Source organism: Candidatus Benthicola sp., assembly GCF_058719085.1.
In genome coordinates this window covers 1-7,138 of record NZ_JBZQEK010000105.1, presented here as the reverse complement: position 1 = coordinate 7,138, position 7,138 = coordinate 1, and the positions used below count along the sequence as shown (strand labels likewise).

At 68.4% G+C, this 7,138-nt stretch carries 8 protein-coding genes; 2 read left to right on the top strand and 6 right to left on the bottom strand.

The window, feature by feature from the left end:
* The coding region (locus AC36XV_RS08520) for a hypothetical protein (protein WP_492203261.1) at positions 1-589 on the bottom strand (589 nt) is incomplete at its 3' end.
* Positions 590-792: 203 nt separating this feature from the next.
* Between AC36XV_RS08520 and AC36XV_RS08515 the strand changes: the two genes are divergently transcribed.
* Together AC36XV_RS08515 and nhaC are read left to right on the top strand one after the other, a co-directional pair.
* Positions 793-1,971: a trans-sulfuration enzyme family protein gene (locus tag AC36XV_RS08515; protein ID WP_492203260.1), complete on the top strand. Its 1,179-nt coding sequence runs from the start codon at positions 793-795 to the stop codon at positions 1,969-1,971.
* Entirely contained in the window at positions 1,968-3,425 is a 1,458-nt protein-coding gene (gene nhaC / locus AC36XV_RS08510) for a Na+/H+ antiporter NhaC (protein ID WP_492203259.1), read from the top strand. The genes AC36XV_RS08515 and nhaC overlap by 4 nt, the downstream gene beginning before the upstream one ends.
* 93 nt (positions 3,426-3,518) lie before the next feature.
* On the opposite strand, the gene AC36XV_RS08505 is transcribed toward nhaC, so the two are convergent.
* The 5 genes from AC36XV_RS08505 to AC36XV_RS08485 all read right to left on the bottom strand — a co-directional run.
* A complete protein-coding gene (locus AC36XV_RS08505; RefSeq protein ID WP_492203258.1) occupies positions 3,519-3,920 on the bottom strand; it encodes a hypothetical protein in 402 nt (133 codons plus the stop codon).
* 153 nt (positions 3,921-4,073) lie between these two features.
* Positions 4,074-5,012: a hypothetical protein gene (locus AC36XV_RS08500; RefSeq protein WP_492203257.1), complete on the bottom strand. Its 939-nt coding sequence runs from the start codon at positions 5,010-5,012 to the stop codon at positions 4,074-4,076.
* Positions 5,009-6,025 (bottom strand): beta-propeller fold lactonase family protein, encoded by a 1,017-nt coding sequence (locus tag AC36XV_RS08495; protein WP_492203256.1) that lies wholly within the window; start codon positions 6,023-6,025, stop codon positions 5,009-5,011. Before AC36XV_RS08495 ends, AC36XV_RS08500 begins: the two co-directional genes overlap by 4 nt.
* Positions 6,026-6,104: 79 nt before the next feature.
* On the bottom strand, positions 6,105-6,734 hold the full coding sequence (locus tag AC36XV_RS08490) for an FtsX-like permease family protein (protein WP_492203255.1): 630 nt from the start codon (positions 6,732-6,734) through the stop codon (positions 6,105-6,107).
* The coding region (locus tag AC36XV_RS08485; RefSeq protein WP_492203254.1) for an ABC transporter permease at positions 6,632-7,138 on the bottom strand (507 nt) is incomplete at its 5' end. The genes AC36XV_RS08490 and AC36XV_RS08485, both read right to left, overlap by 103 nt.

Here is a 7,138-nt window from a genome sequence, read left to right as displayed (position 1 = left end):
GCAGCTCGTCGATGGCTGCCTCCAGGCGCTCCTCGACCTCCCTCCGGGCCGCGTCGTCCGCCATCACGTCCGGCGGCAGCGTCCCGTGCACGGCGAAGGCGCTCTGATCTTCGTTCCACAGGAAGCCGTTGAACAGCCTGTCCGACCGGTGCTCCGTGAGGGCGCGGCGGACGGAGGCATCCGTGGCGCCCTCCGCCTCGATCAGGGGGCGGACGTCGAGGACGCTCTCTCCGTCCACCCGGGCCGAGGAGGCGATCTCGACGCTACCGAGCCACTGGACGTCCCACAGCCCGGCCTCCTCGAAGATGTCCGCGACTGTCGCGAGACCGTGGAGGAGATCGAGGCCCGGCGGCCCCGAATCCTCCCAGAACAGGGTGATGCGGGTGTCCTCCTTCGGGAACGTCTGCTTGTATCGCTCGAAACGCTCCCTCTCCGGACCGAAGCCGGGGAAGAACTGCTCCATCGTGTAGTCGACCGGTACACGGCTGGCGCCGTAACCCGCCGCGCAAGCGAGCAGGATGTTGACGGCCAGGACGCCGTACCGGTGGCGGAGCAGCCAGACGAAGAACCTGCCTCCCGTGAGTCGCATTTCACCCTTCCGGGCGTGGTTTCCAATACGGCGCGCCTTCGATTCCAAGCGCGATCGTTCCGTTTCGAGCCTGCCGGCGGTTCATCAAGCGGGGATCAAGCGTGCACAGACGGGACGGGACCGCAGAGGCCGGGGACTCCGCAGTCGAGCGCGCGTCCGCGGGTGGAGTTGACGGTGGCGCTATTCGGGCCGGATCATACCGCATGCGCATCGACCCTCAGGACGTGGTGACCTGCATCGAGGACGCCGGCGACGGGCCGATGCCCGACGGGGCGCCCACTTCCGTCCCCATCGTCCGAACTTCGCTGTTCGCGTTCCCGACCTTCGCGGACCTGGCGCGGGCCATGGAGTCGGAGAACAGGCACCACGTCTACACGCGGGGCCAGAACCCGACCGTGGAGGCGCTGGAGCGGAAGCTCGCCGCCCTGGAGCGGGGAGAAGCGTGCAAGTGCTTCGGGTCGGGCATGGCGGCGATCAGCGCGGTGATGTTGGGGACGCTATCAGCCGGCGACCACGTCCTCTTCCTGAACCAGACCTACGGGCCCACGCTTCAGCTCGCGGAGCACCTGCGCCGGTTCGGGATCGAGCACGACCTCCTGCTCGACCTGGGCCCGGCCGCCGTCGAGGCCGCGATCCGGCCGGAGACGCGCCTCGTGTGGCTCGAGAGCCCGGGCACCATGACCTTCCGCGTGCTCGACCTCGATGCGGTGACGGCGATCGCGCGCGAGCGTGGGATCACCACCTGCATCGACAACAGCTGGGCGACTCCCCTGTGCCAGAAGCCGCTCACGCTCGGAGTCGACATCGTCGTGCACACCTGCTCCAAGTACCTGGGCGGACACAGCGACCTGATCGCCGGCGCCGTGATCTCCGATGCCGCGCGAATGGAAGAGATCTTCTACCGCGCCTTTCTCCTGAACGGCGGCATCCTCTCGCCGGCGGATGCGTGGCTGCTGCTGCGCGGCCTCCGCACCCTGCCGGTCCGGTTGAAGCAGCACGAGGAGGATGCCCTCTGCGTGGCCGCGTTCCTTGACGAGCACCCGGCCGTTCGCCGCGTGCATCACCCGGCGCTTGCGGCGGACTCCGCGCAGCGTGGACTGGTGGAACGTCAGCTGTCCGGATTCACCGGCACGTTCAGCTTCGAGCTCGCCCGTCCCGATTACGAGCACGTGACCCGGGTGATCGACGGCCTGCGGCGCTTCCGGATCGGCGTCAGCTGGGGCGGAGTGGAGAGCCTGGTGATCTCGCCCCAGCGCGGGGACGACGGATCGAAGCTGGAGGCGCGCGGCATCCCGCGCGGGCTCATCCGGCTGTCGGTGGGCCTGGAAGGCGCGGACCTTCTGATCGACGATCTCGACTCGGCCCTGTCGGCCTCCCTTTGAGCGTTCTCCGGGCGCGCGGCGAGCTCACGGTGTGGGAGGCCCTCCTCCCGATCTTCACCATGCTCGCCCTCTTCCTCGCGGGCGTGGCGTTCCTGTCCGTCAGCCCCGAGTTGCTCATCGTCGTGCTGCTCGCCTCGGCCGCGGTCGCCGGACTGGTCGGCGCCCGCCACGGCGTGACCTGGGACGACATCCAACGCTCAACGGGAGAGAAGCTGGCCTCCGTGCTGCCCGCCCTCCTCATCCTGCTCTCGATCGGGATGCTGATCGGGACCTGGGTGCTCTCCGGAACGATCCCTTATCTCGTCTTCTGGGGCGTGGAGCTGGTGAGTCCGCGCCACCTGGTGCTCACTTCGTTCCTGGCGACCGCACTCATGTCGCTGTGCACGGGGACGTCGTGGGGATCGGCAGGGACGATCGGCGTGGCGCTCATGGGGACCGCGGCCGCGCTCGGGGCGCCGCTCGCGCCGACGGCCGGGGCCGTCGTGTCCGGAGCCTACCTCGGCGACAAGATGTCACCGCTCTCCGACTCGACGAACATCTGCGCCATCGGAGCCGGGGCTCCGCTGTACGCCCACATCCGCCACATGCTCTACACGGCCGTGCCGTCGGTCGTCGTGGCGCTCGTCGTCTACTCGCTCGCCGCGCGCCACCTGGCCGTTCCGACGGCCACAGCGCCCGCGGCCGCGGGTCGTATCCAGGCGGACATCCGGAGCGTGTACGACCTCAATCCGGTGGTCCTCGTTCCGGCGGTCATCGTCATCTGGAGCATCGTGCGCAAGCTGTCGCCCGCGCTGGCAATCACGCTGTCCTCGCTCGTCGCCGCCGTGATCGGCGTCGCGTTGCAGGGATTCGGAGTACCGGAGGCGATTGGCGCCGCGGTGGGCGGCTTCCAGCTCGACTACGTGGGCGCGGTCGGCGCGAATCCGCCCGAGTTCGGGGCGGCCTTCCAGGCCCTCGTGGTGAGGGGCGGCCTCTACTCGATGTCGAATACCCTCATCGTGGTGATCGCTGCCTTCCTGCTGGCAGGCGCGATGGACGCTTCCGGGTCGCTCGACCTCCTCATTCGGCGGCTGCTGGCCGCCGTTCGCTCCGTCTTCGGACTGATCGCCTCCACGATGGCGGCCGGCGCGACGATGATCGCGCTGACCAGCCACGGCGGGGTCACGGCGCTGGTGATCGGCGAGATGTTCCAGGGTGCCTACGCGGACCGCGGGCTGGCTCCGCAGAACCTGTCGCGATCCCTCGAGGACTCGGTGACGATCACGGAACCGCTGATGCCGTGGACCGTATCGGCGGTGTTCATGGCCACGACGCTCGGGGTGCCGACGCTCAGCTACGCACCGTGGGCGGTGTTCTGTTACGGCGGACCGATCTTCTCGCTCCTGCTCGCGGCGACGTTCCGGCGCACGGGGTTCGGTTTGCGGCTCGCGGATCCCGCCGGCGAGCGCGCGTAGCTCCTTCGGCGCGAGGTAGGACGAGAGACGCCCGGGGGGACCGGGCGCTCTCGTGAACTGGGCCTCCGCCATCGGCGGCCGGTGGAAGAAGTGCTACTTCTTCTTCGCCGGCTTCTTCTTGGCGGCCGGCTTCCTGGCGGTCGACTTCTTGGCGGGCTTCTTAGCCGCGGGCTTCTTCGCGGTCGACTTCTTGGCCGTGGTCTTCTTGGCCGCGGCGACCTTCTTCTTTGCCGCGGTCTTCGTCGCAGCCACCTTCTTCTTGGCCGCGGTCACCTTCTTCTTGGCGGCGGTCTTCGTCGCAGCCACCTTCTTCCTGGCGGCGGCCACCTTCTTCTTAGCCGCCGGCTTCTTGGCCGTCACCTTCTTCTTCGCCGCAGGCTTCTTCTTGGCGGCCGGCTTCTTCTTCGCTGCGGGCTTCTTGGCGGCCGGTTTCCTGGCGGCCGGCTTCTTCTTCGCCGCAGGCTTCTTCTTCGCAGCAGGCTTCTTCGCGGGCATGTTCGTCTCCTGGGAAAGAGTGCCCACAGGCGAATACGCAGCCTCCGAAGAACAACGATGTATCAACGCGACGTTTTTACAAGGGGTAGCGGTCTGCAGGCCTTTCGATCGGCCACCGCCTGGCCGCGGTCGGCCCGTCCCGTCGGGGTCGCGTCAGTCCGGAACGGAAACCTCCCACAGGTCGTACGCCTCGCCTTCGGCGCGTGCGGCGAAGGCGATCACCCTTCCGTCCGCGGACCATGAGGGCTCCGTGACCCTGGCGAAGCCGGTTGCGAGCCGGGCCGCCTCCCGTCCTTCCAGATCGATGATGCGAAGAGATCGATCGCCGGAGGCATCGATGCTCGCGACCACCAGTCGGGTCCCGTCGTACGACCATTCAGGACAGAAATCGTGCCCGGGCCGGTTCGTGATGCGATCCGATTCCCCGGTGTTCAGGTCCAGGACGTAGATCTCGTCGTCTTCGCCGTCCGTGTCCCGCCTCGAGAAGAAGGCGAGGCGAGTGCCGTCCGGGGACCAGCGCGGCCACACGCTGCGGTGCGGTCCGCTCGTCACCTGCCGGACGGTGCCGTCGACCACGGAGACGACGAGCAGCTGCGGTGTACCATCCACCGGGTCGTTGTACGCGATCCAGCCTCCGTCCGGGGACCAGTCAGGGAGCGGTTCGCTGCCAGCCACGTCGACCAGCTTTGACACGGTTCTCTGAAAGACGTCGAGGACGTACAGGCCCGGGCCTTCCTCGCGCTCGCTGTAGAACACGAGACGACGTCCGTCCGGGCTCCAGGCGGGGAAGCGGTCCGTCCCTGGATTCTCGGTGAGCCGGGCTGACTCTCCCATGTGGGGATCGAGAAGGTACAGGTTCCAGTCGCCGTCGCGATCAGAAGCGAAGGCCAGCGCCCCCGCCACCGGCGACCAGGCCGGAGTGCGGTCCTGGTCCGGATCGTCGGTCAGGCGAACCGGGTCGGGGGCCGCCTGGATTGCATGCGAGGCCTGGGCGCGGGCCTCTCCGCGTACGGCGAGTATACACAGCGCTCCGATGCACGCTCCCGCGACGCATCGAGCTCCATGCCGTACTGGTGGGCTGAGCGATCTCAAGGCGACCCGACCACCCTGGCCGTATGGGCGACCCCGTCCGGCCGGTGGCCGGCGGGCAGGTATCCGACCACACTGCCCGAGTCGAGGTCGATGACGGCGACGCGATCTTCCAGGCTAAGGGCCTGGAAGGCGTACTTCCCGTCGGCCGAGAACGTCACGCTCTGAGGGCCGGCACCGGGGAAGGACAGACGCCCCTTCTCGGTGCGGCTCACGACGTCGACGATGCGAAGCTCGTTCCCCTCGAGGTCCGGAAGGAGCACGGTCTCTCCGTCCTCGCTGAACACGACCCGGTACGGCCAGCCGAAGCCCTCGAGCACCTGCACGATTTCGCCGCTCTCCGTATCGATCGCCGAGACCACGCCGAGGTCGTTGCTTCCGACCCACACCTCGGCTCCATCCGGGGTGACGCCGAGAGCCTCGGGCGTCACCGGCACCTCGAACTTCCGCACCGAAGCGCCCCGGGCCACCTCGATCTCCGTCACCGTCCCATCCCGGATGTCGCTCGTGTAGATGAGGTCCGCGCTGCCGGGGATCGCCAGCATGTGCGAGACGTCTCCCTCGGTGGGCAGCTCCGCCTCGATCTCGCCGGTCGCGACGTTCACCAGGAGCACGTGCCGGCTGGCCTCCGTTGTCACGGCGACCCAGTCGTCGTCCGGCATGAAGGCGATCCCGTGGGGTCGTCGATGCTCGCCGAGGTCGATCGTTCGCGTCACCGACAGCGCGGGCACGTCGATCACCGCGAGCGTATTGCCGCCGGTTCGCCCGCCGTACACCGTGACCACCGCCGTCGAACCGTCGTCGGAAACCACCACTTCGTGAGGACCTTCGCCGGTCGGCAGCGTTTCCAGAACCTCGCCCGAGGCGACGTCGACGATGCTCGCGGAGGCTGCTCCCTTGTTTACTACCACCAGGGTGCCGCCCACCTCGGGGGCCTGGGCGAGGGCGCCGGCCGGAAGCAGGGTCGCACCGGCCAATACGGCGGCGACCGTCAGGAAGGTCGGAATACGGAGCATGGGCTCACCTCGGGATCGGGTCGTGCGGTCGTTCGGACAGGACCGCATACACCGCGGGTTCCCGGATGAGCCGGAGGTACTACTCCTCCCGCAAAGCCTGCATCGGAGTGACCCGGGTCGCGCGGCGCGCCGGCAGGTAACCGGCCATCAAAGCGACCACCGCCATGCAGACCGTCACGGCGGCGAAGATCGCCGGGTCGGTGACGCTCACGCCGAACAGCAGGCTGCGAAGCAGTTGGCTCATCCACAGGGCCCCGAGCAAGCCGGTCAGCAGACCGATCCCGGCCAGTGCGGCCCCCTGCAGAAGCACCCTGCGGCGAACCGCTCCCACCGTGGCGCCGAGCGCCATCCGGATTCCGAACTCCCGGGTTCGCTGGCTCACCGAATAGGACAGCACCCCGTACACGCCGATCGCGGCGAGCAGCAGGGCCACGCCGCTGAAGATCCCCATCAGGGTGAGTGCGAAGCGCTCCGTCTCCATGTGCCGGCCCAGTACCTGCTCCATCGTCCGGGCCCGGTAGATCACCAGCTGCGGGTCGATGGCGTCCAGCTCGCGCCGGATCTGCGGCAGGAGTTCCAACCCCGAGGCGGTCTTCACGGCCTGGATCAGCGCCCAGTTCCGGTCGTCGCCGAACTCGGCGTGCGGGATGTAGATCTTCGATCTCCGGCTGCCCCGGGCATCGAAGGCCACGTCCGGGACGACGCCCACAACGGTCCGAACCGTGTCGGCCGAGTAGAACTGGCGCCCCACCGCCTCCTGGCCGGGGAAGGCGATCCCGCCGCCGTCTCGCTGATGATCATCACGGGCGGGCCGTCCTCGTCATCGCCCTCGTCGAACGTGCGCCCGGCCAGCAGGGGGATTCCCATCGTCTCGAAGTAGTCGCCCTCGATGATCCGCATCTGGGCGCCCTCCCAGTCCTGGGCCCCGTTCGCCGTCTCGTAGCGGAAGCCCCAGTCGTGATACGGGCCGGCGGCGGGCAGCCACGAGGTGGCGGCCACCTTCTCGACACCCGGAATCGACCGGAGACGCTCGTGCAGCTCCTTGTGGAACTCCACTCTCATGGCAGGATCCTCGTACCGGGCTTCGGGAAGGTGCACCTCGAACGTCACCAG